The sequence below is a fragment of the Streptomyces sp. NPDC047049 genome (assembly GCF_040643995.1).
Taxonomy (GTDB): domain Bacteria; phylum Actinomycetota; class Actinomycetes; order Streptomycetales; family Streptomycetaceae; genus Streptomyces; species Streptomyces mooreae.
On record NZ_JBEYVM010000002.1, the window covers coordinates 645,042 to 670,185 of the forward strand.

Here is a 25,144-nt window from a genome sequence, read left to right on the forward strand (position 1 = left end):
CCGGGCCACGACGGAGGAGAGAAATGGGAGAGCGGCGCATGTATGACGTCCTGGTGGTCGGCTCGGCCAACGCGGATCTGACGGTACGGGTCGAGCGCCGGCCCGGCGCGGGCGAGACCGTGACCGGCACGGATCTGGTCGAGTCGGCCGGCGGCAAGGGCGCCAACCAGGCGGCCGCAGCGGCCCGGATCGGCGGACGCACCGCGCTGCTGGCGCGGGTCGGCGGCGATGCCTACGGCGAACTGCTGCTCGGCGCCCAGCGCGACGCGGGCACCGATGTCACGCCGGTGATCGTGGACGACGCGGCCCGCACCGGCACCGCCATGATCCTCGTCGACCCCGACGGCGACAACAGCATCGTGGTCTCGCCCGGCGCCAACGCCGCCCTCACCCCGCAGGACGTGGCGGCGGCGAAGGACACCATCGCCGCCGCCTCGGTGGTCTCCCTCCAGCTGGAGATCCCCATGGAATCCGTACGTGCCGCCGCCGCGGCCGCCGAGCAGGCCGGCACCCGCGTCGTCCTCAACCCCTCCCCGGCACCCGAGGCGGCCGCACTGGCGCCCGAACTCCTCGCGGCGGCCGACCCGTTGGTGGTCAACGAGCACGAGGCGCGGCAGCTCTCCGGGCTCGCCGACGGCACGCCCGCCGCGTGGGCGCGGGCGCTGCGCGAGCGGGGCGCCCGCTCCGTGGTGGTCACCCTCGGTGGCGACGGCGCGCTGGTCCTGGACGCCTCGGGGACCACGGGCGTCCCGGGCGTACGGGTCAAGGCCGTGGACACCACCGGTGCCGGCGACGCCTTCACGGGCGCCCTCGCCACCCGCCTGGCCCGTGGCGACTCGCTGCCCGAGGCGGCGCGCTTCGCCGTACGGGTGGGCGCCGCGGCCGTCACCAAGCCGGGCGCCCAGCCGTCCTACCCCACCCCGGCCGAGCTGGACGTGCTGGCGCCCGAGGCGGCGCAGGGCTGAGGCCCGGCCCCGTCCGGCCGGAGGGACGGCCGGACGGGGCAGGCCGGACAGGCCCGGGAAGGCCGGTCCGGGAAGCGCTCCGCCGGGAGGAGCGCCGGACCGTAGGCACCGGACCGCCAGGCGCCGGTCTGCGAGGCGCCGGTCTGCGAGGCGCCGGACGCCAGGCACCGGACTGCGAGCCGATCCGTTGCTTACTGCCGGTTTATGGGTCCTTTGGGCAGGATGGGTGCTGTGGGGCAACTGTCGTGTGCCTTACGGGATCTGAGGAAGGACCAGCAGTGCGCCTAACCCCCGTCCCGGTATCGGTCGCCGTGCCCGCTTCACCGGGTCTCCGGGGCTGATGACTGTGACCGTCTCCACCCCGCCGTCCCCGTCCTCCCCGTCCTCGCCGTCCTCTTCGTCGTCCCCGCCGGTGGCCGCGCCTCCGCAGCCCACCCGGACCGCCCCTCCGCCGGACCACCGTCCGGCACCGTGGCTGCGGCCGACCATCCGGATACGGCTCGCCCTGCTCTACGGCGGCATGTTCCTGATGGCGGGGGTCGTACTGCTCGTCATCATCTACTTCCTCGCGGCCAGGACCCTCAAGGAGGGCACCCCGGAATTCCGCGTGTTCGGCAGCAACGTCAGGCTGGGCAACATCAGCTGTCCCGACCTGCCGTCGGTCGCCTCGCTCGACGAGATCAATGCGGCGATCGGCCGCTGCCTCCGCAACCAGCGCGAACAGGCCCTGCACACCTTCCTGAACAGCTCCCTGCTGGCTTTGCTGGGTTTGACGGTGGTGGCGTTCGCTTTCGGTTATGCGATGGCGGGGCGGGTGTTGTCGCCGTTGGGGCGTATTACGCGGACGGCTCAGCGGGTGGCGGGTTCGGATCTGCACCGGCGGATCGAGCTGGGGGGTCCTGATGATGAGCTGAAGGAGCTCGCGGACACGTTTGACGAGATGCTGGACCGGCTGGACCGGGCGTTCGAGTCGCAGCGGCGGTTCGTGTCGAATGCTTCGCACGAGTTGCGGACGCCGTTGGCGATCAACCGGACGCTGCTGGAGGTGCAGCTGGCGGATCCGGGGGCGTCGCCGGAGCTGGCGCAGCTGGGCAAGACGCTGCTGGCGACCAATGAGCGCAGTGAGCAGCTGGTGGAGGGGTTGTTGCTGCTGGCGCGCAGTGAGAACAAGGTCGTGGACAAGAAGCCGGTGGATGTGGCGGAGGTGGCGTCGCAGGCGGTGGAGCAGATGCGTGAGGAGGCGCAGGCCAAGGGGGTGGCGTTGCGGGGGGTGCGGGAGCAGGTGTTCGTGCAGGGCAACGGGGTGCTGCTGGAGCGGATCGCGCTGAATCTGGTGCAGAACGCGGTGCGCTACAACGTGCCGGAGGAGGGCTGGGTGGAGGTGATGACCCAGCCGCAGCCGGGGTGTGCGGTGCTGGTGGTCTCCAATACCGGTCCGGTGGTGCCGGCCTATGAGGTGGAGAACCTTTTCGAGCCGTTCCGGCGGCTGCGCACGGAGCGGACCGGGAGTGACAAGGGGGTCGGGCTGGGGCTGTCCATCGTGCGTTCGGTGGTGCGTGCGCATGACGGCACGATCACGGCCCGGCCCCGTGAGGGCGGCGGACTGGTGATGCGGGTCGTCCTGCCGCTGTAGGCGCGGGACCGGGGCCGGGACGGGATGCGATGCGCCGGGCCGTCGCCCACCCCCGTTCGCAACATGGTTGATTCACCGGCCGGTCGATGCGTGCGGGTTGGCCTCGGCGCCCTCGGTGCTGAGCAGTACGACCGTGCGGGTGCTGTGCTTCGCCAGTACCGCACGGCGTTCGGCGGCGGAGGTCAGGGCGGCCCGGGCCCCGGCCAGCGAGGCGGCGCCGCAGGGGCCACAGGAGAGTCCGAGCGCTGCCAGGTCGCGGGCCGCGCGGGCGCTTTCGGCGTCGGTGACGGCGACAGCGGCGTCGAGCCCGTCGCGCAGCAGGGGCCAGGCGGCGCTGGAGGGCGTGCCGCAGTTGAGCCCGGCCATGATGGTGGCGCCGGTCGGCACGGTGGTCGGGCGGCCGGCGGTGAGGGATGTCAGGACACCCGCGGCGGTGTCCGGTTCGACGCTCAGCAACGACGGCGGCGGGGCGTCCCGCGGGGCGCGGTAGTGGCTGACGGCGGCCTGCGCCAGTGAGCCGACGCCGACGGGGACGGCCACCAGCCCGGCGGGTCCGGCGCCCAGCGCGCGCAGTTGCACATCGGTCTCGTCGAACAGCGTGGCGTAGCCCTCGATGATCCAGCCGGGTATCCGGGTGTAGCCGGGCAGGGCGGTGTCCTGGACGAGGACGGCGCCGGGTGTGCGCGCGGCGGCGTCGGCAGCCCGGTGTACGGCGTCGTCGTACGCCCCGTCGACCCGCGTCACCCGGGCGCCCTCACGCGCGATGGCGTCGGCCGCCGCCGGGTGCACCGCGGTGGGTACGAAGACCTCGGCGGTCAGGCCCAGCAGTCGGGCGGTACGGGCCACGGCGCGGCCGTGGTTGCCGTCGGTGGCGGTGACCAGCCGTTCGCCGGGCGTTTCGGCCAGGGCCCGGTGGATCGCCCAGGACGCCCCCAGGATCTTGAACGCGGGCAGGCCGAGCCGGGCGGACTCGTCCTTGACGAACACCCGGTGGACTCCCAACTCCTCGGCCAGCGCGGGCATTTCGCGCAGCGGCGTCGGAGCGTAACCGGGCAGGGTGGCGTGGAAGGTGATCGCCGCACGCGGCGCGGGCGGACAGGTCCAGGAACGGGCGGCAGGGCGTGCGTACCAGTCAGTGGTGGGCATGGGGAGCACGCTGCCGTACCGCCGTCCCAACGGTCCAGCACATCTTTTCGAGCGATAATCGTCGGAAAACCCGAACGGTTGCGGACGATGGAGGGGCTGGACCGGACATGCTCGATCTCCACCGGCTGCGGCTGCTGCGCGAACTCAAGCACCGCGGCACCCTCGCCGCCGTCGCGGCGGCCCTCTCGTACAGCCCTTCCTCGGTCTCGCAGCAGCTCTCGGTGCTGGAGGCCGAGGTGGGCGTGGCGCTGCTGGAGCCGGTGGGACGCCGGGTACGGCTGACCGAGCAGGCCGAGATCCTGGTGGCGCACACGGACGTTCTGCTGGAGCGCCTGGAGCGGGCCGAGGCCGATATCGCCGCCTCGCTGGCCGCCGTCACCGGCACCCTGCGGGTCGCCGCCTTCCAGACGGCCGTGCTGGCGCTCGTCCCGCCGGCGCTCACCCTGCTGCGCGAGGAACACCCGGGCCTGCGCGTCCACGTCGTACAGGCGGAGCCGGAGGCGGCGCTGCCCGCCCTGCTCGCGCGGGAGGTGGACCTGGTCGTGGCGGAGGAGTACCCGGCGCACGCGGTCGCCCGGCCCGCCGGGGTGGACGCGGTGGAGCTGTGCGGCGACGAGATGCGGCTCGCCCTGCCGCCCGGCAGCGCCTCCCCGGCGGACGAGCCGGCGGCGGCGCTGCGCGCGCTCTCCGGCCGGCCGTGGGTCATGGAACCGGCGGGTACCGCGTCCCGGCGGTGGGCGACGGCCGTGTGCCGCCAGGCCGGTTTCGAGCCCGACGTACGGTTCGAGTCGCCCGACCTGCTGGTGCAACTGCGGCTGGTGGAGCAGGGGCACGCGGCGGCCCTCCTGCCCGACCTGCTGTGGGGCGGGAGCGCACCGACCGTTCCGCTGCTGCCGCTGCCGGACGGCGGCCGCACCCGGCGGCTCTTCACGGCCGTACGGCACGGCGGTGAAGGCCACCCGGCGGCCCGGGCCTGCCGTGCGGCGCTGCGACGCGCCGTCGAACGGGCCCGCTGCCTGCCCTGAGCGCCCGGCAGGCCCGGTCCGCCGCCCCCGGAACGTGACGGGAGTACTACCGCCGCGCGCCCCGCGCCGCCGCCGTCTCCGAGGCCGCCACCGTCAGGATCGCCCGTACCTGCTCGGTGATCGCGACCCGGTGGTGGACGAAGTCCGGGTCGGTGACCTGGCCGTGCGCCGGGTCCGTGTTGCCGGGGCCGAACTCCAGCACCGGGGTGTGCAGATGCCCGCCGGGGAGCGCCGGACGCACCGCGTCGCGCAGCAGGGTCGCCCGGTAGGCGATCTCGTTGGAGAGATAGTCCCCGCCGCCACCGGCACGGGCCGTCGACCCGGGAGTGGGGCCGTCCGGCCGGTCGACCGGCCCGGTGCCGCCCGCCGGGATCTCCGTGACCTCGGTGTGGTCGACCACGGGGAAGGGCCCGGTCCCGGCCGCCACGATCCGTGCGTACGGGAGGCTGGTGGTCGTCCACTGCGGCTGCGGCCACACGGTCGGCACGCCTGCCGGAACCGGCACGGTCTCCGTACGGGATTCCCGCGCGTTGTCCGGATAGCCGCCCCGCCAGGCCCCGTTGGTCCGCTCGACATCGAACCGGCCGGGCCGCCCCTGGCTGATCGTCGTGAACAGATCGGCCTGCCGCGGCCCGCTCCGGAAGTGCGGGAGCAGGGTGCGCTCCACCGTGCCGTCCGCGAAGTCGGCCCACCGTACAGGGAAGACCGCGGTCTCGATCCGGGCCGGCTGTCCGGAGGCGGTGCGTACCGTCGTCCCGTCCAGCGCGAGCGCCGCCGCCCCCGACGGGTTGCTGCGCCGTGCGTCGGCGTCCAGCTGGAACGGGTCGAATCCGGTCACCACGATCCGCAGGACGTGCTGGTCCGCGGGCAGTTCGATCGAGTCCTGGCCGCGCGAGCCCCGCTCCAGTGACCCGAGGAGCGCGGCGCGCGCGGACTCCGTCAGTCCGAAGTCCGGTCGCCATTGCCGTAGTTGCCCGGTCATTCCCAGCCGTGCCCAGTACAGCGGCCGGTCGTCGTCCCGGCTCAGGTCCCCGCTGCCGGGCCCGCGTCCCTGCGCCCGGTCCACGGCCCGCCGCCACAGCGCCCGCCCCTCGGCGGCGACATAGCGCCGGGCTTCGCCGTAGCCGGCCACCCGCGCAAGCCCGTGGCCGAACTCCCGCTCCACCGCGTCGAATCCGCTGCGCCGCAGGATCTCCTGCGGTGCGGCCTGTGTCAGGCGCCCCTCCTCCACCGTGACATCCGCCGGAGCGGCCGCGGTGGCCGGTGCCGTGAGGGACAGCGGGGCGGCGGCCAGCAGCGCGACGGCGAGCGCGGCCATTCCGGTGCGTATGCGAGTCATGGGGGCGAGTAAAGCGGTGTACGCCGTGGGGCGGTAGAGGGAGGGGTCGATGGCTGATACGCCGGGGCGCCCTGCTTCTTGCCTCTTCCTCTTGCCTCTTGTCTCCTGCCCCTTGCCCCTTGCCCCTTGCCCCCTGTCCTTTGTCCCTTGCCCCTTCCTCTTTGCTCCTGCCCCTGCCCTCGCCCGCCGAGCGGCCGCGGATAGGGTTTCTGGTTCGGCCCGGTCCGGCTCACCACCGTGTCCGACGACAGACAGGCACGAGACTCAGGGGGATTTCTGTGGCCACCCCGCCACCACCGCAGGGCCCGTACTCGTACGCTCCGCCGCCCTCGGAGCCTTATGCGCAGCAGCCCGCCGGCCCGTATGCCCCACAGCCGTACGCCCCGCAGTCGTACGCCCCGCAGTCGTACGCCCCGCAGTCGTACGCCCCGCAGTCGTACGCCCCGCAGTCGTACGCCCCGCAGCAACCGGGGTACCCGGCACAGGCTCCGCACCCGTACGCGCAGCAACACCCGTACCCGCACCCACAGTCGCCTCCGCCTCCGCACCCGCAGCCGTACGCCGCTGCCCCGGGCTGTTGTCAGCTCTGCGGTGCTCAGCCCGCCGTGCAGGCCACCGTGCGCGGGCACCAGGGCATCCTCTACGTGATGCGGTTCCTCAGCCGCAAGGGGATGTTCTGCCGCTCCTGCGGGCTGGCCACCTACCGCGAGATGTCCGCGAAGACGCTGTGGCAGGGCTGGTGGAGCCCGCTGTCCGTGGCCATCACCCCGCTCACCCTGCTGATGAACCTCGGTCCCCGGGGCCGCTTCCGCAAACTGTCCGCCCCCGCAGGCGGCTTCCGGCCCTCGCTCGACCCGGGCAAGTCGCTGCTGCGCCGGCCGGAGGCGATGCTGTTCCTGGTGCCGATGGCCCTCGTGGCGGTGACGGTCCCGGCCCTGCTCGCACTCGGCCTGTTCGCCGACGGGGCCGGCATCGGGAAGGCGCCCACCCTCGCCGTCGGTGACTGCGTGCGCAACGAAGGCGACTGGCAGGACCAGGACCTGGAGGTCGTGGACTGCGGTTCGGCCGACGCGCAGTACAAGGTGACCCGCAGGCTCGACACCTCGAAGGCCCACTGCGCCGGCGGTGACATGCTCGCCGATCTTGAATACAGCGCGGACAAGGCGACGATTTCCTGTCTTTCCCCCGTCCGGTAGCGGCACCGGGAGGGTCACCCCACGCCCGGCTCCTCGCCGGATCCGGCGCCGCCGCCCTGCCCCTCGGTTCGCCCCAGCAGCGCCAGGAAGTCCCGGAACGCGGCCGGCATGTCCACCTCCTCCGGGTCCAGCAGCCACTGCAGTTGCAGGCCGTCCATCACGGCGGCCAGCAGCGGCGCCGCCCGCTCGGCGGACAGGCCGCCGGGCAGCGTGTCGCCGTACTCGGCCCGCAGCACCTCGGCCATCGAGGCCCGCACGGAGCGGAAGCGGGATTCGAAGAAGGCGCGGGCGGGGTGGTCCTCGGTGACGCTGTCGGCGGACAGCACCGTGTAGGTCTGGACGATGCCGGAGCGGGTGGCGTTGTAGTCGACGAGCTGGGCGAGGGCGTCGGTGCGCAAGGTGCCGGACGCCGCGGCGGCCGAGGCCAGGTCCCAGCGGTCGCGCGCCTCCAGGACGCCGACCAGCAGCAGCTGCTTCGTCGGGAAGTGGTGCAGCAGCCCCTGCTGGGTCAGTCCGGCGCGCGCGGCAACGGCGGCGAGTGAGGTACGGCGGTAGCCGCGCTCGGCGATGAGCTCCATGGCGGCCTGCAGGATGGCCTCGCGCCGCTCCGCGCGCCGGGCCTCCCGCCCGCCACCGCCGAGCCGGGCGCCCGCTCCGCCACCGTGGGATCTGTCCTGGTCTGGTGCAGTCACCGGCCGAGCGTAACTCCCGCGTGGAGATCCCGTACGGCTGGTGTATCGGAAAAGTAACGGCGCCTACCGGCCGGGAGGCAGGACGGCAAGAATCGCGGCAAGGGGGGCCGCACGTCCATTCAGGGAGCACCGGAGAACCGCATGACCGACACCCAGCCCCGCCACCCCACCGACGCCGACCACCGCGCCCCCGATGAGGCGCCCGACTACACCGCAGTGGTGGAGCGGGCGCTCGCCGCGCTCGACCTCGACACCAAGGTCCGGCTGCTGTCCGGCCAGGACATGTGGACCCTGCCGGCCGTGCCGGCGATCGGGCTGCGGTCGCTGGTGATGTCGGACGGCCCGGTCGGTGTGCGGGGCCGGGAGTGGAACGCCGAGGACCCCTCGGTCACGCTGCCCAGCCCCACGGCACTGGCCGCGACCTGGGACCCCGCGCTCGCCCGCCGGGCCGGCCACCTCCTGGCCCAGGAAGCTCGCCGCAAGGGCGTGCACGTACTCCTCGCGCCGACCGTCAACCTGCACCGGTCACCCCTGGGCGGCCGCCACTTCGAGTGTTATGCGGAGGACCCGCTGCTCACCGGCGCGATCGGCGCCGGGTATGTGCGCGGTGTGCAGGAAGGCGGCGTCGGCGCGACGGTCAAGCACTTCGTCGGCAACGACGCCGAGACCGACCGGTTCACCGTCGACAACCGCATCGCCCCGCGCCCGCTGCGCGAGCTCTATCTCGCGCCCTTCGAGCACATCGTCGAACTCGCCCGCCCCTGGGGCGTCATGACCGCCTACAACCGGGTCAACGGCGCGACGATGACTGAACACCGGCCCCTGGTGCAGGACGTGCTGCGCGGCGAGTGGGGTTTCGACGGCGTCAATGTCTCCGACTGGACGGCCGCCCGCGACACCGTGCGCGCCCTGCGCGGCGGCCTGGACGTGGCGATGCCGGGGCCCCGTACGGTCTACGGCGCGCCCCTCGCCGAGGTCGTCCGTGCGGGTGAGGTGGCCGAGTCGGAGGTGGACGACGCGGTGCGCAGGGTGCTGCTGCTCGCCGCCCGGACCGGTTGCCTGGAAGGGGTGCCGGCCGCGGTCGGCCCGGCCGGTGTCCCGCAGGGCATCGACGGCCGGGCGGTGGCCCGCGAGATCGCCCGGCGGGGGTGTGTCCTGCTGCGCAACGAGCCGGTGGGCGGGGCACGGCGGGCCCTGCCGCTGGACGCCGCGGCCCTGCGCGGGGTCGCCGTCATCGGGGCGGCCGCCCGCGAGGCCAGGGTCCTCGGCGGCGGCTCCGCGACCGTCTTCCCCGACGCGGTCGTCTCCCCGCTGGAGGGGCTGCGCGCGGCGCTCCCCGACGACGTCGAGGTGACCTTCGCCGTCGGCGCCGATCCGCGCACCCGGGTCCCGCACGCCCGCGACGGCTTCACGCTGCGCGCCCGCTACCTGGCCGCCGACGGCCGGGTGCTGGCGGAGGCACCGCAGACCGACGGCAAGGTGCGGCTCACCGGCCGCCTGCCCGAGGGCGTCACCCGGCAGGACCTGAGCGCCGTCGAGCTGACCGGGAGCTACCTCCCGCGGCTCACCGGCAGCCACACCCTCGCGGTCTCCGGCACCGGCGAGCTGCGGCTGACCGTAGGCGGGGCGGTCCTCTTCGACGGCCGCCTCGCGCCCGGGAGCAGCGACCCCTTCGAGGCGTACCTGCGCCCCGCCCAGCGGCGCATGACGGCGGAGCTGACGGCGGGCGAGAGCGTCGAGGTCACCCTGCGGTGCGCGGCGGACGGGCCGCAGACGGGCGACGGCCCGGCCTTGCCGGCCTTCGCCCTCGGCCACGGCGAACCGCAGCCGGACGCCGATGCGGAGATCGAGGAGGCGGTCCGCGCCGCGGCCTGCGCCGATGTCGCGATCGTGGTCGTCGCCACCACCGAGGAGACCGAGTCCGAGGGCTTCGACCGCCGCGACCTGGGGCTGCCCGGCCGTCAGGACGAGCTGGTCACCCGGGTCGCCGCCGCCAACCCGCACACGGTCGTGGTCGTCAACTCCGGCTCCCCGGTGGAGCTTCCGTGGCGTACCGAGGTCCCCGCCGTGCTGCTGAGCTGGTTCCCCGGCCAGGAGGCCGGTGCGGCGCTGGCCGACGTCGTGCTCGGTGCCCATGAGCCGGGTGGCCGGCTCCCCACCACCTGGCCGGCCCGGCTCACCGATGCCCCGGTCACCACCGTGACCCCCGACGACGGTCAACTCACCTACTCCGAAGGGGTGTACATCGGCTATCGCGGCTGGCAGCGCTCCGCCCCCGCGCCCGCCTACCCCTTCGGCCACGGACTCGGCTACACCGACTGGGAGTACGAGTCGCTGGACACCACCCCCGACTCGGTGCGGGTGCGGATCCGCAACGCGGGCGACCGGCCCGGCCGCGAGGTCGTCCAGATCTATCTGGCGCCCACTGCGGACGCCGCCCCGGACGCTCCGGAGCGCCCGGCCCGCTGGCTGGCCGGCTTCGCGGTCGTCGAGGCCGGTCCCGGTGAGAGCGCGGAGGCCGAGATCCCGCTGCCGGACCGGGCCTTCGCGGTCTGGGAAGCGGGCGACGGCGGGGAAGCGGCGGACGGCGGCTGGCGCCGGGTCAAGGGCGTCTACCGCGTGGAGGCGGCGCACAGCGTGGCGGACCGCAGGCTGACGGCGGAGGTCACCGTCGGCTGACCCGGCCGGGGGCGGGGGCGCTCCTGCCCGGGAACGCTCCCGGCGGTTCCCCCTCATGAGGTCATCACGGACACATCACCGCCGCTCGTCCGTGCCGTGACCTTGTGCGGGGAGTCGTCGTCCGTCGGGACGGAGACCTTGCGGGTGCCGCCGCTCGTCGAGGCGTCCACGGCATAGGAGCCGCCCTTCGGCAGGCGGATGGTGACGCTGCCCCCGCTGGTCCGGCCCGACACCTCGTCGGGTGCCGTGGACAGCGCGAGGTCCACGTCTCCGCCGCTGGTCTTCGCCTTCGCCGTGCGGGCCGCGGAGTCCGTGACGGTGATGTCGCCGCCGCTGGTCTCCGCGGCGATGCCGCCCGACGCGCCGCGGACGATGATGTCCCCGCCGCTGGTCCGCAGATCGACCGAGGCGTTGCGCGGCAGCAGGACCCGGTAGTTCACCGCGCACTTGCGCCCCATGCCGCATTCCTCGGCCTTGAGCGTCAGCCGGCCGTCCTTGACCCCGTGCTCGGGGGACGGCTTCTCCTTGTTGTACTCGTACTTCTCCGTCACCTTGACCGACCCGCCGGCGTCGACCGGCACCACCTCGATGTCCCCGCCGTGCGTCGTCGCCGAGAGCGCGGTGACCTTGCCCGGCACGGTGTACGTCCGCTTCGCCTCCTTCGTCGGACCGAGGTCCGACAGCGAGCAGCCGGTCACCAGCACGGTCAACGCCGCACAGGACAGGACGAGATGGGGAACGCGAAGGCGGGCCATGGCGAGACTTCTCCCGGGGCAGACGGCGGACGAGGTGACCGGAGCTCCGGTCACTCCTCATCGTTCCTGCTCCGCCGCCCCACCGCGTCAGCGCACAGGATGACCTCTTCCGGCCCCCGCCCTTAAGGGTTTCCCGCACTCCTGGGGCCGGAGGACAGGACCGGCGACAGGCCCCGGGGGCCGCCTGCCCTCAGGCCCGAGGCCGCACCGAGAACGCGTAGACCGTCTGTGAGCGGTAGGTCTCGCCGGGCCGCAGCACCGTGCCGGGGAAGTCCGGTCGGTTCGGCGAGTCCGGGAAGTGCTGGGTTTCCAGGGCCAGGCCGGCCGCCGGTCCGTAGGGGACACCCGAGGTGCCGGTCAGGGTGCCGTCGAGGTGATCCGCGGTGTAGAGCTGCAGACCGGGCTCGGTGGTGGCCAGTTCCAGGACGCGGCCCGAGCGCCGGTCGTACAGCTCCGCGACGGTACGCGGCGCGGCGCACACACCCCCGTCCAGCACGAAGTTGTGGTCGTAGGAGCCCGCCACCGCACGCGCCGCCCGGAAGTCGAAGCGGGTGCCGGTGACGTCGGCGGGCGCACCGGGCACCGGTATGCCGGTGCCGTCGACGGGCGTGTACCGGGACGCCGTCAGCCGCAGCTCGTGGCCGGTGGCGCTGCCGCTGCCGTCGCCCCCCAGATGAAGGTAGGTGTGGTTCGTGAGGTTGACGACGGTCGGTGCGTCGGTCGTCGCGTACGAGGCGATGCGCAGCGCGCCGGCCGAGAGGGTGTACGTCACGCGGACGTCCAGGGCGCCGGGGAAGCCTTCCTCACCCGCCGGGCTGACCCGGTGCAGCTGCACACCCCCCTCGACCTCCCGGGCTTCCCACACCACCCGGGAGAATCCCCCCGGCCCGCCGTGCAGACTGTGCCGCCCGTCGTTCGGCGTCAGTGTGTGGGTCTCGCCGTCGAGCGTGAAGGACGCCCCGGCGATCCGGTTGGCGTACCGCCCGACCAGCGCGCCGAAGTACGACCCGCCGTGCGCGGCATACGACGCGAGGTCGGCGAAGCCCAGTGCCAGCTGCCCCCGCGCCCCGTCCCGGTCCGGCGCCTCCACCGTCTGGATGATCCCGCCGTAGGTGAGGACGCGGACCCGCAGCCCGCCCGGACCCGACTCCAGGGTCCAGCGGTCGACACGGCTGCCGTCGTCCAGTGTGCCGAAGGATTCCCTGCTGACCTGCGTCGCCATAGGCATGAGCCTATGCCCGGCGGCTACGGCTGCGCCCGGGTGATCACGCGCAACGCCAGCGACGCCAGCTCCTTCTGGCCGCGGGTGCCCGGGTGGAACCAGTCCCAGGTGCTCAACTGGCGCCCGGTGAAGCGGTAGTCGAAGACCGACTTGTCGAAGCGGCACAGCGGATCCCTGCCGCACACCTCGGCCAGCGCCGAGTTGTAGGCCACCACCCGTTCCCGCACCGTCGCCCGGCGGTCCTGTGCCGCCTTCGTCAGATCGTCCGGATCACGCAGCATGGACCCGCAGATGCCCAGCTTCCACACCTGCTTCCCGAGCGGGTTCTTGCGCCCCTCGGACCACAGTCGCAGCAGGTCGGGGACCGCCGCGACATACACCTGGGTGTGCGGCAGGGCGCGCCGCAGCCGCTTCATGGCGCGCGCGAAGTCGGCGCGGAAGGCGGCCGTCGGGGTCATCGCCCCGACATCGCGCCGACAGGCGTCATTGGCGCCGATCAGGACCGTGACCAACTCGGGTTTGCGGTGGACGGCCGCGGTCATCTGGCCCGGCAGGTCGCTCATCAGCGCACCGGTCCGGGCGAAGTTCCAGCTGTGGGTGGCGGGGTGTTTGACGAGCCGTCGGGCGACGCTGCCGACCTTGGGGTCGGTGCCGGTGGCCCAGGAGACCCGGGGGCATTCGGAGAGCAGCGTGCAGGCGTCGAAACCGGCCGTGATCGAGTCCCCGAGCGCCGCGACCGAGCCGGGATCGGTGTGCCATACGGGCGTCGGCTTGGGGTGCGGCTTCTCCGGGTGCCCGCCGCCACTACAGGCGGTGAGGGCGATCACCAGGGCGGAAGCGGCGGCGACGGTGCGTGAGGAGCGGCGGACGGAGCGGCTGCGCCGGGGGCGAACAGGCCGATCGATCTGCTTCATCCCCTGTCCCCTCCGGCGTGCGAGTGATATCTCTTCGGGTACCGACGGTACGTCACCCCCGGGCCGGCACCGCGCGGTAGCTTTGCCCCGTGCCTGCCGGGCGGTGACCCAAAGTGGCTGGTGCAGTCGGCACAGACCAAATTACATCACGTCATTTCCTGTCCCTTTTGCGGCAAATTCCGCCTAATGGTGTTTACTGTAGGTCACCAGCATGCTGGTGCCGAAGTGGTCACTGGGGCAGAATGGCAACTGTCCCGGCCGCAACCGGAACGGGCACGAGGCCGCTGGGGAAGGCGAACCTCGAACCGCACTGGAGGTCCCGGTGACGACACGTGGAGTTCTGTACGTCCACTCCGCTCCGCGCGCGCTGTGCCCGCATGTCGAATGGGCCGTCGCGGGCGTCCTCGGTGTGCGCGTCAATCTCGACTGGATCCGCCAGCCGGCGTCCCCGGGCACCTGGAGAGCCGAGTTCTCGTGGCAGGGGGAGGCCGGCACGGCCTCCAAGCTGGCCTCCGCGCTACGCGGCTGGCATCTGCTGCGCTTCGAAGTGACCGCGGAACCCTGCTCCACCGCCGAGGGCGAGCGCTACAGCTCCACCCCCGACCTGGGCATTTTCCATGCCGTCACGGGTATCCACGGCGACATCCTCATCCCCGAGGACCGGCTGCGCGCCGCGGCCGCCCGCTCGGCGCGCGGCGAGACGGAACTCGCCGCCGAGGTCGACAAGCTCCTCGGCAAGCCCTGGGACGACGAACTGGAGCCCTTCCGTTACGCGGGCGAGGGCGCCCCGGTCCGCTGGCTCCACCAGGTCGTCTAGGTCCCCCCGGCCGCGCCGGAGCCGTCCCGACACGCGGCCGCAGTTGCCCTGGAGTGCGCTCCACCGCCTAGCGTGCCGTCATGGCCGACAACAACTCTTCCGACACCCCGTCAGTAGCGGTGCTCGGGACCGGAATCATGGGTGCGGCGATGGCCCGCAACCTCGCCAGGGCCGGTCTGGACGTCCGGGTCTGGAACCGCACGCGCGCCAGGGCGGAGCCGCTGGCCGCCGACGGGGCCCGTGTCACCGGCACGCCCGCCGAGGCGGTGGACGGCGCCGGTGTGGTCCTCACGATGCTCCTGGACGGGGAGGCCGTCCTGCAGGCGATGCGGCAGGCCGCGGGCGCGCTGCCGTCCGGCGCGCTGTGGCTGCAGACGAGCACGGTGGGCACCGAAGCCCTCCCGTCGCTCGCCCGCTTCGCCGACGAGCACCGCCTGCGGTTCGTGGACGCCCCCGTACTGGGCACCAAGGCGCCCGCGGAGAAGGGGGAGTTGACGATCCTGGCGGCCGGCCCGCGGGACGTCAGGGAACGCGCCGAGCGGATCTTCGGCATCGTCGGGAGCCGCACCCAGTGGGTCGGCGAGGACGGGGCGCGCGGAGCGGCCAGCCATCTCAAGCTCGTCGTCAACAACTGGGTGCTGACGGTCATCAACGGTACGGGTGAGTCCCTGGCGCTCGCCAGGGCGCTCGGCGTGGACCCGCGCGACTTCCTCGGTGCGGTCGCCGGCGGCGCGCTCGACATGCCGTATCTCCGGCTGAAGTCCGAGCTGATCCTGTCCGGGAACTACCCACCGAGCTTCACGGTGTCCGCGGCCCGCAAGGATGCCCGGCTGATCCTGGAGGCCGCCCGGGACGGCGGTGTGCGCATGGACCTGGCCCAGGCCGGTGCCGAACGCTTCCGGAGGTCCGAGGAGCAGGGCCACGGCGAAGAGGACGGCGCGGCCGCCTACTTCGCGAGCTTCGGGAGCTGAGCGGCCCGCGGGAGGAACGCCGAGGGCCCGTCCGGTGAAGTCCTCACCGGACGGGCCCTCGGTGCGTGCGTCAGACCGTCCGGAAGGCCAGGACCACGTTGTGGCCGCCGAAGCCGAACGAGTCGTTCAGGGCCGCGATCCGGCCCTCGGCGGGCAGCTTGCGGGCCTCGCCGCGGACGATGTCCGCGTCGGCCTCCGGGTCGAGCTGGTCGATGTTGATCGTCGGCGGGGCGATCCGGTTCTTGAGCGCGAGGACCGTGGCCACCGTCTCGATGCCGCCCGCGCCGCCCAGGAGGTGGCCGGTCATCGACTTCGTGCTGGTGATGGCCATGTGGTCGACGTCGTCGCCGAACGCCTTGCGCAGTGCCCGGAGCTCGCCGACGTCACCGGCGGGCGTCGAGGTGGCGTGCGCGTTGACGTGCACGATCTCGGCGGGCTGGAGGCCGGTGTTGTCGAGCAGGTTCTGCAGCGCCGCGGCGATGCCGTTGCCGGACGGCTCGGGCTGCGTGATGTGGTGGGCGTCGGCCGAGATGCCCTGGCCGACGGCCTCCGCGTAGACGCGTGCGCCGCGGGCCTTGGCGTGCTCCTCGGACTCCAGGACGATCACGCCCGCGCCCTCGCCGAGCACGAAGCCGTTGCGGTCGACGTCCCAGGGGCGGGAGGCGCCCTGCGGGTCGTCGTTGTTCTTGGACATCGCCATCATGTTGCCGAATGCCACGATCGGCAGCGGGTGGATGGCGGCCTCGGTGCCACCCGCGACGACGACATCGGCGCGGCCCGAGCGGATCATCTCGATCGCGTAGCCGATGGCCTCGGCGCCCGACGCACACGCCGAGACCGGCGTGTGCACACCGGCGCGGGCGTTGAACTCGATGCCGACATTGGCGGACGGCGAGTTCGGCATCAGCATCGGCACGGTGTGCGGGGAGACGCGGCGTACGCCCTTCTCCTTGAGCACGTCGTACTGGTCGAGCAGGGTCGTCACACCGCCGATGCCGGAGGCGATGACGGCGCCCAGACGGTCGGGGTTGACCGCCGTGTCCTCGCCGGCCTTGGCGGTGAAGCCCGCGTCCTGCCAGGCCTCCTGGGCCGCGACGAGCGCGAACTGCGCCGAGCGGTCCAGCTTGCGGGCCTGCGGACGCGGAATGGTCTCGGTGGGCTCGACGGCGATCTGCCCGGCGATACGGACGGGCAGCTCGGCGGCCCAGTCCTGTTCGAGGGTGCTGACACCGGAACGTCCGGCGAGCAGGGCCTGCCAGGTCGAAGCGCTGTCGCCACCCAGCGGTGTGGTTGCGCCGATACCGGTGACGACCACGGTGCGATTGGTCGCGTTCACGGGAATTCTTACTCCACGGGTAGAGGGGTCTGAATCGACGGCGCCACCGCGGGGTGGCGACATGCGCGGGAGCTGGATCAGCTCTGGTGCTTGAGGATGTACTCGGTCGCGTCGCCGACCGTCTTGAGGTTCTTGACGTCGTCGTCCGGGATCTTCACGTCGAAGCGCTCTTCCGCGGCGACGACGACCTCGACCATGGACAGCGAGTCGACGTCCAGGTCGTCGGTGAAGGACTTGTCCACCTGGACGTTCTCGGTGGGGATCCCGGCGATCTCGTTCACGATCTCGGCGAGACCGGCGACGATCTCTTCCTGAGTGGCGGCCATGATGGCGCTCCTTCGGTCATTTTATGGGGAACTGCGTTACTTGCGGTGAGGATCCGTGCAACGGCCGAGACGTCCGGGGACGTACGGCCCTGCGCAGATCTTGCCTAGGGGAGGGTAACGACCGTCGCGGCGTAGACGAGACCCGCCCCGAAGCCGATGACCAGCGCGGTGTCGCCGCTCTTGGCCTGCCCGGTCGCCAACAGCCGCTCCATGGCGAGCGGAATGGAAGCGGCCGAGGTGTTGCCGGTGGTCTCCACATCGCGGGCGACCGTCACGCTCTCCGGCAGCTTCAGAGTCTTCACCATCGAGTCGATGATCCGCATGTTGGCCTGGTGCGGGATGAAGACGTCCAGGTCGTCCGGGCTGACGCCGGCCGCGTCCAGCGCCTGCTGGGCGACCTTCGCCATCTCGAACACCGCCCACCGGAAGACCGACTGGCCCTCCTGCGTGATGGCGGGGTACCGGATCTCCTCCGGAGCCGGGCGGCCCTCGGGGGCGTCCCCTCCGGGGAGGGGGGTGGAGCGGTAGACGTCCCAGCCCAGGGTCTGCTTGATGGTCTCGGACTTGTCGCCCTCCGAGCCCCAGACGGTCGGGCCGATCGCCGGCTCGTTGGCCGGGCCGACGATCACCGCGCCGGCGCCGTCACCGAAGAGGAAGGCCGTCGCGCGGTCCTCCAGGTCGGTGAGGTCCGAAAGCCGCTCGACGCCGAGGACCAGGACGTACTCCGCCGAGCCCTCGGTCACCAGGCCCTTGGCCAGGGTCAGGCCGTAGCCGAAGCCCGCACAGCCCGCCGAGATGTCGAACGCGGCCGGCTTGCCGGCACCGATGCGGTGCGCGATCTCGGTCGCGATGGCCGGAGTCTGCTTGAAGTGCGACACGGTGGAGACGATCACGGCGCCGATCTGCTCGGGCGTGATGCCCGCGTCGGCGATCGCCTTGCCCGACGCCTCGACCGACATGGTCGCGACGGTCTCGTCCGGACCCGCCCAGTGGCGGGTCGCGATACCGGACCGCGAGCGGATCCACTCGTCGGACGAGTCGATGTGCTTGAGGATCTCCTCGTTGGGCACCACACGGGTCGGGCGGTAGCCGCCGACGCCCATGATCCGCGCGTACGGGGCGCCCTTCGAGGGCTTGATCTTCGAGGTCATGCGCTTCGGACTCCTATTCGGCCGGTGCGGATTGCTCGGCGATCAGCGTGCGGGCCGCGTCGAGGTCGTCGGGCGTCTTGAGGGCGAGGGTCCGCACGCCGGGCAGCGCGCGCTTGGCCAGACCGGTGAGCGTGCCGCCGGGAGCCGCCTCGATGAGCGCGGTGACCCCGAGCTCCTTGAAGGTCTCCATGCACTGGTCCCAGCGCACGGGGTTGGCCACCTGGCCCACCAGCCGCTGCACCAGTTCCCGGCCGTCGGATACCAGCCGCCCGTCCTTGTTGGAGACGTAGCGCGTGTGCGGATCGGCGACCGATACCTGGGTGGTCGCCGATTCCAGAGCCGAGACAGCGGGTGCCATGTGGTGAGTATGGAACGCGCCGGCCACCTTCAGCGGTACGACCCGGCGAGTGCCCTCCGGCTTGTTCTCGACCAGTGCGGCGATCTGCTCGGTGGTGCCCGCGGCGACGATCTGTCCGGCGCCGTTCACATTCGCCGGGGTCAGGCCCAACTGCTCCAGATGCGGGATGACGACGGCCTCGTCGCCGCCCAGCAGTGCGGCCATACCGGTCTCGGTGACGGCGGCGGCCTCGGCCATCGCCTGGCCGCGCCGGCGCACCAGCATCATCGCGGCCTCGTCGGAGATCGCGCCGGTCAGCGCGGCGGCGGCGAGCTCACCCACGCTGTGGCCGGCTGCCGCGCCGACCTGCGCGGCGACGTCGTCGGCCGTCGCGAACAGCTGCCGGGCGGAGACCAGGGCGGAGGCCACCAGCAGCGGCTGGGCCACCGCGGTGTCGCGGATCTCCTCCTCGTCCGCCTTGGTGCCGTAGTGGACCAGGTCCAGGTCGATGGCGTCCGACCAGGCACGGAGCCGGTCCTCGACACCGGGGAGGTCGAGCCAGGGAGTCAGGAAGCCGGGCGTCTGAGCGCCTTGGCCGGGAGCGACGAGTACGAGCACCCTCACACTCTCTCTTGTGGGTGGTTCCGCCCGCCCGTGGGGACAAGGACGAAGAACCATCGGGGGAATTGTTGATGTCCGACAAAAGTCTAGGGTTGGGCCTCACCGTCAGCCAGGCGTCCCAGAATCAACGCGATACGGAGGGTGAACGCCGAGCGCACATCGGAGGGTGACCAGCCGGTGACGTCCGTCACACGTCGGAGCCGATAGCGCACGGTGTTGGGGTGCACGAACAGCATCCGGGCGGCGCCCTCCAGACTGCTCGCCTGCTCCAGGTAAACGCTCAGCGTTTCCAGAAGTGCCGACCCCGCCTCCTCCAGCGGTCTGTAGATCTCCTCCACCAGCTGCTCGCGGGCGACCGGGTCCGAGGCCATCGCGCGCTCCGGCAGCAGGTCGTCGGCGAGCACCGGCCGCGGCGCGTCGGGCCAGGCGGCGCAGGCCCGCAGGCCGGCCGCCGCGGCCTGCGCCGAGCGGGTCGCGGCCAGCAGATCGGCGACCACGGGCCCGGCCACCACGGCACCGGCGGCATACGGGCCGATCAGTGCCTTCGCGGCCTTCAGGGGGTTGTCCGAGCCGCCCGCGATCACCACCAGGCGGGAGCCCAGCACACCGGTCAGCACCTGGAGCTTGGCGTGCCGGGCGGCCCGCCGGATCGCCTCCACGGTCAGTTCGCTGTCCCCGTCGGGGGCGGTGCCCAGCACCACGCACACATGCTCGGGGGAGTTCCAGCCCAGCGCCGCGGCACGGGAGACCGCGCCCTCGTCCGCCTCGCCCGACAGCACCGCGTTGACCACCAGCGACTCCAGTCGGGCGTCCCACGCGCCGCGGGCCTCGGCGGCCTGGGCGTAGACCTGGGCGGTGGCGAAGGCGATCTCCCGGGCGTAGACCAGCAGCGCCTCGCGCAGTACGGACTCGTCGCCCGGGGCCGCGACCTCGTCGATCGCGGACTCCATGACCTCGATGGTCGTCCGCACCATCTCCACGGTCTGCCGCAGGGTGATCGCCCGGGTCAGCTCGCGCGGCGCCGTGCCGAAGACGTCGGTGCTGATCGCCTGCGGGGTCTCCGGGTGCCGGAACCACTCGGTGAACGCGGCGATACCGGCCTGTGCCACCAGGCCGATCCAGGAGCGGTTCTCCGGGGGCATCGCGCGGTACCACGGCAGGGTGGCGTCCATGCGGGCGATGGCCGCGGCCGCCAGTTTGCCGGAGGAATTCTCCAGGCGCCGGAGGGTGGCGGAGTGCGGGTGCGCGTCGCGCGATGCGGGTTCAGACACGGGACAAGCCTGCACTATCGGGGCGGGAGGGTGCGGGGGCGGGGCTACGGTGGGCCCATGATTCAGGTGCGCAGAGGCCATGAACGGTATCCGGGCGGGGACGCGGAGGCCGGGATCGAGTCACTGCACGCGTTCTCCTTCGGGCCCCATTTCGACCCGGACAATCTGCGCTTCGGCGCGCTGATCGCCTGCAACGAGGAGCGGCTGGCGGCGGGCGCCGGGTTCGACGAACATCCGCACCGCGACACGGAGATCGTGACCTGGGTGGTCGAGGGCGAGCTGACCCACCGCGACTCGGCCGGCCACGAGACCACCGTACGCCCCGGTGATCTCCAGCGGCTCAGCTCGGCCGGCGGCGTACGGCATGTGGAGCGCAACGACGGCGCGCGGCCGCTGCGCTTCGTCCAGATGTGGCTGGCGCCACGGGAATTCGGCGGCGAGCCGTCGTACGAGGTGGTGCGCGGCATCGCCGACGGCACGCCGTACGCCGTCCCGCGGGCCGGGGCCCTGCTGCATCTGCGCCGCCTCGCCGAGGGCGAGCGCACCGCGGTCCCGGATGCCGCACGGGCGTATGTGCAGGTGGTGCGCGGCGCCGTACGGATCGGCGCGGAGCGCCTGGAGGCCGGCGACGCGGCGCGGATCACCGACGGGTCGGGCCTGGAGCTGCGGGGGCTGACGGCGGCGGAGTGCCTGGTGTGGGAGATGGGGGCGGAGCCGGCGTACGGGTGAGGGCGGCGGCCCGGAGCCGGCGGCGGCCCGAATCCGGCGGTGGCGCGGCACGCCGGTGTGTCGCGCCGTCCGCTTCCGGCTCCGGCGCGTCCGCGTACCGCCCGCGCCCCCGTCAGGCGGTCTGCGCCAGCTCGGCCAGCACCGCGTCGGTCAGCGGCGGCCAGGCCTCGACGGCCCACGGCCCGAAGGCCCGGTCGGCCAGCGCCACACACGCCGCGCGCGCGTCCGGGTCCACCCACAGGAACGTCCCGGCCTGGCCGAAATGCCCGAAGGTGCGGGGCGAGGACGCGCTACCCGTCCAGTGCGGTGACTTGCCGTCGCGGATCTCGAAGCCCAGCCCCCAGTCGTTCGGCTTCTGGTGGCCGTAGCCCGGCAGCACCCCCGTCAGCCCGGGGAAGGCCACCTGCGTCGCCGCCGCGAGCGTCTGCGGGGCGAGCAGCCGCGGCGCCTGCAGCTCGGCGGCGAACCGGACCAGGTCGGCGACGGTGGAGACGCCGTCCTTGGCGGGGGAGCCGGGCAGTTCCGTCGCGGTCATCCCGAGCGGGGCGAGGACCGCCTCGTGCAGATACTGCGGGAAGGGGATGTCCGTCGCCTTGGCGATGTGGTCGCCCAGCGCCTCGAAACCGGCGTTGGAGTAGAGCCTGCGGGTGCCCGGCTCGGCCATCGTGCGCTGCTCGTCGAAGGCCAGCCCCGAGGTGTGGGCGAGGAGGTGACGGACCGTGGACCCCTCGGGTCCGGCCGGTTCGTCCAGCTCGATGGCGCCCTCCTCGACGGCCAGCAGGGCGGCGTACGCGGCCAGCGGCTTGGTGACGGAGGCCAGCGGGAAGCGGTGCTCCTGGGGGCCGTAGGAACCGGCCACCGACCCATCGGCTCGTACGACGGCGGCCGCTGCGGTGGGCACCGGCCAGTTCTCGATCATCCGCAGGCTCTGCATGCCCACGAGCCTAGGCGGTGTCCCCTCCGCGCTGTCCGGGAGGTCCCCGCGTCCCCAAATCCCGGTCAAGTCTTCCCGTGATCCGCACTTGCCTGGAGTGCACTCGAAGTCTCTAGCGTTGAGGACGTCGAGAGGCACCCGGCGAAAAGGCCGGGAGACATCCGGCGATCCAGGGGAGACGGGGCATGACGGTAACGCAGAGCGAACCGGTCACGAGCGGGGCCGCGGCCGGGAGGCTGCCCGCGAGGCCGCGCAAGTGCGGTCCGACGCTCACGCACCCACGGCCCGCCGGCCGGGACCAGTACACGATCAGCGAGGTGGCGGCACACACCGGACTCAGCGCGCACACCCTGCGCTGGTACGAGCGCATCGGCCTGATGCCGCATGTGGACCGCACCCACACCGGGCAGCGGCGCTTCACCAACCGCGATCTGGACTGGCTGAGCCTGGTGGCCAGGCTGCGGCTGACCGGTATGCCGGTCGCGGACATGGTCCGCTACGCCGAGCTGGTGCGGGCCGGGGAGCGCACCTTCGCCGAGCGCGAGGAGCTGCTGACCGCGCACCGCGAGGACGTACGGCAGCGGATAGCCGAGCTGCAGAGCACGCTGGACATCCTCGACTACAAGATCGACATCTACGCCGACGCCCGCCGGGCGTCCGAGAAATTCTGAGGACTCCATGGGTAGCGACAAGATCGAGACGGTCGAGCTGGGCACCGGCGGACCGCGGGTCGGGGTGCAGGGCCTCGGCTGCATGGGCATGAGCTTCGCCTACGGCCCGACGGACACCGACGAGGCGCGGGCCACGCTGGAGCGGGCCCTGGAGCTGGGCGTGACGCTCTTCGACACGGCCGACATGTACGGTCTGGGGGAGAACGAGAAGTTCATCGCCCCGTTCATCCAGGCCCACCGCGACGAGGTCGTGGTGGCCACCAAGTTCGCGATAGCCGCCGACCCTGACCACCCGGCCGACCCGTCCAAGCGGGTCATCCGCAACGACCGGCCGTACATCCGCCAGGCCGTCGAGGGCAGCCTGAAGCGTCTGGGCGTCGACGAGATCGACCTGTATTACATGCACCGGCGCACGGCGGACGTCCCCCTGGAGGAGTCGGTCGGCGCGATGGCCGAGCTGGTGGCCGAGGGCAAGGTCAAGCACCTGGGGCTGAGTGAGGTGACCGCCGCCGAGCTGCGCGCGGCGCAGGCCGTGCACCCGATCGCGGCCCTGCAGTCCGAGTGGTCGCTGTTCAGCCGGGACGTCGAGGACGGCGTGGTGCAGGCCGCGGCCGAGCTCGGTGTCGGCCTCGTCCCGTACTCGCCGCTCGGCCGGGGCTTCCTCACCGGTGCGTTCGTCAGCGCCGACAAGGAGCTGACGGAGGGCGACTTCCGGCGGACCCAGCCGCGCTTCACCGGTGACAACGCCACCGCCAACGCCGCGCTGCTGGAGCCGGTCCGCACGATCGCCGACGCTCATGGCGCCACGCCCGGCCAGATCGCGCTGGCCTGGGTGCAGCACCAGGCCACGGCCCGCCGGATCGCCGTCGTGCCGATCCCCGGCACCCGTAAGCGCAGCCGCGTCGAGGAGAACACCGGGGCCACCCGGATCTCGCTGACCGAGCAGGACCTGGCGCTGCTGGAGCCGATCGCCGGACAGGTCGCGGGGGCGCGCTACGCGGACATGACGCACACCTCGGCGGGACGGCCGTAAGGCCCGCGGGCGGCGGGGCCGGCGGTGCGGTTCTCCGTACCGCAGGCCCCGCCGCCCTGCCGGGTGCTCACGCCAGCCCCAGCGCAAAAGCGGCGAACCCGGCGGCCAGGAGCGCCGCGGCGGCCCGGCGGGCCCGGGTGACGCCGGTCCACGGCGCCTCGAAGCGGCGGGTGGTGCGCCCGATGAGGAGCAGCGCCACGCCGAACACCGGCAGCCAGGCGAGCCGGACGAGGATCCAGCCGAGGCTGTCGGGCCGCGTGGTCAGCCCGGGGATCTCGCCCAGGAAGGACGCGGGCACGGCGGCCGAGAGCATCGCCGTCTGATGCCAGCACAGGACCGTCATCGCCGAGAGGTTGACGATCGTGACCGGCGCCCACAGGGCGGGCCGGCGCAGGAGACGGGCGAGCCGGTCGCGGAGCAGGACGGCGGCGCCGGACTGGGCCGCCGCCAGCGCCAGGACCAGCAGCGACGGCGGGTGGGAGTTCGTACGGTCCTGACCGGGGACGCCGACCATGCTCATCGGGTAGTGGAAGAACAGCAGCAGCGCGGCGAAGAGTGCCGCGCCCCCGAGCAGCAGCGACCAGGCGGTGCGCCCGCCGAGCCGCCGCTCGCCCCAGGACACCCCGAGCTGATAGGCGAACAGCCAGCCGGGCAGGAAATTGAGCAGGCCGATCCACCCCGGCATCACCTCGGCGAGGGGCCCGTAGCGCAGGAAGTCCACCGCCGCCACGACGGCCGCCAACGGTGCCGCGGCCCAGGCGCCCCACCGCCGGGCGGCCCGCAGGCAGTAGGGCGTGAGCGCGGTGACCGCCGCGTACACGCCCACGAACCACAGCGGCTGGATCACCAGCGTCGCCCCGGTCCGCAGCGTCGCCTCCGGCACCCCCAGGCCGTACAGGACGGGGAGCAGCACCGCCCACACGGCCGTCACCCCGAGCACCGGGCGGCCCAGCCGGAGGATCCGGCCGCGCAGCCAGCCGCCGGCGGGCTCGCCCCGCTCGGTGGCGCGCCGGAGGGAGCGCACCGACGCATGGCCACCGACCAGGAAGAAGATGCCGAGCATCTGCAGCACCCAACTGGCGGGCGCGAGCGCGCCGAAGGTGGTCAGCGGGCTGGTGTTGTGCAGAGCGCCGGCGGCGTCGCGGGTGAAACCCCCGAGCAGCCAGTGGCCGAGGGGCACCGCGAGCAGGGCCAGCGCGCGCAGCCCGTCGAGGGCGCGGTCGCGGTCCGCCGGCGTGCGGTCCTCGATGGTGCGGACCGCTTTGCGGGCGGCGTCTGTGAGAGGCGCGAGGAGGGCGAGAGCCATGGGGCGTCCTTGAGTTGTGGAGCCGAAGGGTGAGGAGCGGTCGAGAGCGGGCGCCGGGCGGCCGGTGAGCCGGCG

The 25,144-nt window shown here is 73.0% G+C and carries 23 protein-coding genes; 9 read left to right on the forward strand and 14 right to left on the reverse strand.

What is annotated here, in order from left to right; translation table 11 throughout:
* The first annotated feature begins 38 nt into the window (after nt 1-38).
* Complete coding sequence (locus ABZ851_RS06945) at nt 39-965, forward strand: ribokinase (protein WP_361123786.1); 927 nt, start codon at nt 39-41, stop codon at nt 963-965.
* A gap of 340 nt (nt 966-1,305) precedes the next feature.
* On the forward strand, nt 1,306-2,598 hold the full coding sequence (locus ABZ851_RS06950; RefSeq protein ID WP_361123161.1) for a HAMP domain-containing sensor histidine kinase: 1,293 nt from the start codon (nt 1,306-1,308) through the stop codon (nt 2,596-2,598).
* Between the two features lie 72 nt (nt 2,599-2,670).
* Here ABZ851_RS06950 and ABZ851_RS06955 read toward each other — a convergent pair whose 3' ends face one another.
* A complete protein-coding gene (locus ABZ851_RS06955; protein ID WP_361123164.1) occupies nt 2,671-3,744 on the reverse strand; it encodes a pyridoxal-phosphate dependent enzyme in 1,074 nt (357 codons plus the stop codon).
* Nucleotides 3,745-3,851: 107 nt separating this feature from the next.
* Between ABZ851_RS06955 and ABZ851_RS06960 the strand changes: the two genes are divergently transcribed.
* Nucleotides 3,852-4,769 (forward strand): LysR substrate-binding domain-containing protein, encoded by a 918-nt coding sequence (locus ABZ851_RS06960; protein ID WP_361123167.1) that lies wholly within the window; start codon nt 3,852-3,854, stop codon nt 4,767-4,769.
* A gap of 46 nt (nt 4,770-4,815) precedes the next feature.
* Here ABZ851_RS06960 and ABZ851_RS06965 read toward each other — a convergent pair whose 3' ends face one another.
* The 3 genes from ABZ851_RS06965 to ABZ851_RS06975 are packed head-to-tail and all read right to left on the reverse strand — an operon-like array spanning nt 4,816 to nt 7,996.
* A complete protein-coding gene (locus ABZ851_RS06965) occupies nt 4,816-6,108 on the reverse strand; it encodes a pyroglutamyl peptidase (RefSeq protein WP_361123170.1) in 1,293 nt (430 codons plus the stop codon).
* Nucleotides 6,105-7,322 carry a pentapeptide repeat-containing protein gene (locus ABZ851_RS06970; RefSeq protein ID WP_361123789.1) on the reverse strand — a complete coding sequence of 406 codons (1,218 nt, stop codon included), beginning with the start codon at nt 7,320-7,322 and terminating at the stop codon, nt 6,105-6,107. The genes ABZ851_RS06965 and ABZ851_RS06970 overlap by 4 nt, the downstream gene beginning before the upstream one ends.
* The gene (locus ABZ851_RS06975; RefSeq protein ID WP_361123173.1) at nt 7,319-7,996 is read right to left on the reverse strand and encodes a TetR/AcrR family transcriptional regulator; all 678 of its coding nucleotides are present in this window, start codon (nt 7,994-7,996) and stop codon (nt 7,319-7,321) included. Before ABZ851_RS06975 ends, ABZ851_RS06970 begins: the two co-directional genes overlap by 4 nt.
* A gap of 141 nt (nt 7,997-8,137) precedes the next feature.
* On the opposite strand from ABZ851_RS06975, the gene ABZ851_RS06980 reads away from it, so the two are divergent.
* Nucleotides 8,138-10,675 (forward strand): glycoside hydrolase family 3 C-terminal domain-containing protein, encoded by a 2,538-nt coding sequence (locus ABZ851_RS06980; RefSeq protein ID WP_361123176.1) that lies wholly within the window; start codon nt 8,138-8,140, stop codon nt 10,673-10,675.
* A 53-nt stretch (nt 10,676-10,728) separates the two neighbouring features.
* On the opposite strand, the gene ABZ851_RS06985 is transcribed toward ABZ851_RS06980, so the two are convergent.
* The 3 genes from ABZ851_RS06985 to ABZ851_RS06995 all read right to left on the reverse strand — a co-directional run bounded on the left by ABZ851_RS06985 (nt 10,729) and on the right by ABZ851_RS06995 (nt 13,566).
* Nucleotides 10,729-11,430, reverse strand: coding sequence for a DUF4097 family beta strand repeat-containing protein (locus ABZ851_RS06985; protein WP_361123179.1), 702 nt, complete (start codon nt 11,428-11,430; stop codon nt 10,729-10,731).
* Between the two features lie 190 nt (nt 11,431-11,620).
* The gene (locus ABZ851_RS06990) at nt 11,621-12,652 is read right to left on the reverse strand and encodes an aldose epimerase family protein (RefSeq protein WP_361123182.1); all 1,032 of its coding nucleotides are present in this window, start codon (nt 12,650-12,652) and stop codon (nt 11,621-11,623) included.
* A gap of 23 nt (nt 12,653-12,675) precedes the next feature.
* Complete coding sequence (locus ABZ851_RS06995; protein WP_361123185.1) at nt 12,676-13,566, reverse strand: GDSL-type esterase/lipase family protein; 891 nt, start codon at nt 13,564-13,566, stop codon at nt 12,676-12,678.
* Between the two features lie 322 nt (nt 13,567-13,888).
* On the opposite strand from ABZ851_RS06995, the gene ABZ851_RS07000 reads away from it, so the two are divergent.
* Together ABZ851_RS07000 and ABZ851_RS07005 are read left to right on the forward strand one after the other, a co-directional pair.
* Nucleotides 13,889-14,383 carry a DUF3145 domain-containing protein gene (locus tag ABZ851_RS07000; RefSeq protein WP_093639031.1) on the forward strand — a complete coding sequence of 165 codons (495 nt, stop codon included), beginning with the start codon at nt 13,889-13,891 and terminating at the stop codon, nt 14,381-14,383.
* Between the two features lie 80 nt (nt 14,384-14,463).
* Complete coding sequence (locus tag ABZ851_RS07005) at nt 14,464-15,354, forward strand: NAD(P)-dependent oxidoreductase (RefSeq protein ID WP_361123188.1); 891 nt, start codon at nt 14,464-14,466, stop codon at nt 15,352-15,354.
* Nucleotides 15,355-15,424: 70 nt separating this feature from the next.
* Here the strand turns inward: ABZ851_RS07005 and fabF are convergent, their stop codons facing one another.
* The 5 genes from fabF to ABZ851_RS07030 form a co-directional block, all read right to left on the reverse strand.
* On the reverse strand, nt 15,425-16,690 hold the full coding sequence (fabF, locus tag ABZ851_RS07010; RefSeq protein WP_361123191.1) for a beta-ketoacyl-ACP synthase II: 1,266 nt from the start codon (nt 16,688-16,690) through the stop codon (nt 15,425-15,427).
* A gap of 77 nt (nt 16,691-16,767) precedes the next feature.
* The gene (locus tag ABZ851_RS07015) at nt 16,768-17,016 is read right to left on the reverse strand and encodes an acyl carrier protein (protein ID WP_361123194.1); all 249 of its coding nucleotides are present in this window, start codon (nt 17,014-17,016) and stop codon (nt 16,768-16,770) included.
* A gap of 104 nt (nt 17,017-17,120) precedes the next feature.
* A complete protein-coding gene (locus ABZ851_RS07020; protein WP_311626160.1) occupies nt 17,121-18,167 on the reverse strand; it encodes a ketoacyl-ACP synthase III in 1,047 nt (348 codons plus the stop codon).
* 13 nt (nt 18,168-18,180) lie between these two features.
* Complete coding sequence (locus tag ABZ851_RS07025) at nt 18,181-19,122, reverse strand: ACP S-malonyltransferase (RefSeq protein ID WP_311626159.1); 942 nt, start codon at nt 19,120-19,122, stop codon at nt 18,181-18,183.
* Between the two features lie 89 nt (nt 19,123-19,211).
* On the reverse strand, nt 19,212-20,396 hold the full coding sequence (locus tag ABZ851_RS07030; RefSeq protein WP_088797503.1) for a helix-turn-helix domain-containing protein: 1,185 nt from the start codon (nt 20,394-20,396) through the stop codon (nt 19,212-19,214).
* 57 nt (nt 20,397-20,453) lie between these two features.
* On the opposite strand from ABZ851_RS07030, the gene ABZ851_RS07035 reads away from it, so the two are divergent.
* Complete coding sequence (locus ABZ851_RS07035; RefSeq protein WP_361123199.1) at nt 20,454-21,125, forward strand: pirin family protein; 672 nt, start codon at nt 20,454-20,456, stop codon at nt 21,123-21,125.
* A 112-nt stretch (nt 21,126-21,237) separates the two neighbouring features.
* Here ABZ851_RS07035 and ABZ851_RS07040 read toward each other — a convergent pair whose 3' ends face one another.
* The gene (locus ABZ851_RS07040; RefSeq protein WP_361123202.1) at nt 21,238-22,059 is read right to left on the reverse strand and encodes a serine hydrolase domain-containing protein; all 822 of its coding nucleotides are present in this window, start codon (nt 22,057-22,059) and stop codon (nt 21,238-21,240) included.
* 185 nt (nt 22,060-22,244) lie between these two features.
* Here ABZ851_RS07040 and ABZ851_RS07045 point away from each other — a divergent pair, with 185 nt between their 5' ends.
* Both ABZ851_RS07045 and ABZ851_RS07050 read left to right on the forward strand, forming a co-directional pair.
* Entirely contained in the window at nt 22,245-22,730 is a 486-nt protein-coding gene (locus ABZ851_RS07045; RefSeq protein WP_361123205.1) for a MerR family transcriptional regulator, read from the forward strand.
* A gap of 7 nt (nt 22,731-22,737) precedes the next feature.
* The gene (locus ABZ851_RS07050) at nt 22,738-23,763 is read left to right on the forward strand and encodes an aldo/keto reductase (protein WP_361123208.1); all 1,026 of its coding nucleotides are present in this window, start codon (nt 22,738-22,740) and stop codon (nt 23,761-23,763) included.
* Between the two features lie 67 nt (nt 23,764-23,830).
* Here ABZ851_RS07050 and ABZ851_RS07055 read toward each other — a convergent pair whose 3' ends face one another.
* Nucleotides 23,831-25,069, reverse strand: a complete 1,239-nt coding sequence (locus tag ABZ851_RS07055) for an acyltransferase family protein (protein WP_361123211.1) — start codon at nt 25,067-25,069, stop codon at nt 23,831-23,833.
* Between the last annotated feature and the right edge of the window lie 75 nt (nt 25,070-25,144).